The following is a 614-nucleotide window of genomic DNA, read 5'->3' on the forward strand; positions in this document are numbered from 1 at the left end:
GAGGGTCGTATGAGCCATGCCGATGAGATTCTTTCGGTAAACAACATCTTCAAAGTGTTCGGCCCCAACCCGAACATGGCCATGGAGATGCTCCGCAAGGGCGCCGACAAGAACGAAATCTTCAGCAAGACCGGCCACGTCGTCGGCGTATTCGATGCAAGCTTTTCCGTCAAACGTGGCGAGATCTTCGTCATCATGGGCCTGTCGGGCTCGGGCAAGTCGACCATGGTGCGGCTGTTCAACCGCCTGATCGAACCCACTTCTGGCAGCATCCACCTCAACGGCCGCGAAATCACCGGCCTGTCCGATAAAGCCCTGCTCGATGTGCGCCGCAAGGAAATGGGCATGGTGTTCCAGTCCTTCGCCCTGATGCCGCACATGAGCGTGCTGCAGAACACCGCCTTCGGCCTGGAAATCGCCGGCGTTGCTGAAACCGAACGCCACCGCCGTGCCCGCGAGGCGCTGAGCCAGGTCGGCCTCGCCGGCCACGAGCACAGCTACCCGCACCAGCTGTCCGGCGGCATGCAGCAGCGCGTGGGCCTGGCCCGGGCGCTGGCCAACGACCCGACCATCCTGTTGATGGACGAAGCCTTCTCGGCCCTCGACCCGCTGAT

Annotated in this window: 1 protein-coding gene; it reads left to right on the forward strand. The window is 62.5% G+C overall.

Annotated elements, in window-relative coordinates; genetic code table 11:
* Positions 1-9: 9 nt before the first annotated feature.
* A partial coding sequence (locus tag MFF34_RS10305) for an ATP-binding cassette domain-containing protein (protein ID WP_238213086.1) occupies positions 10-614 on the forward strand: 605 nt, incomplete at its 3' end.

It is taken from the genome of Pseudomonas sp. PAGU 2196, assembly GCF_022179005.1.
In the GTDB taxonomy this organism is placed as follows: domain Bacteria; phylum Pseudomonadota; class Gammaproteobacteria; order Pseudomonadales; family Pseudomonadaceae; genus Aquipseudomonas; species Aquipseudomonas kermanshahensis.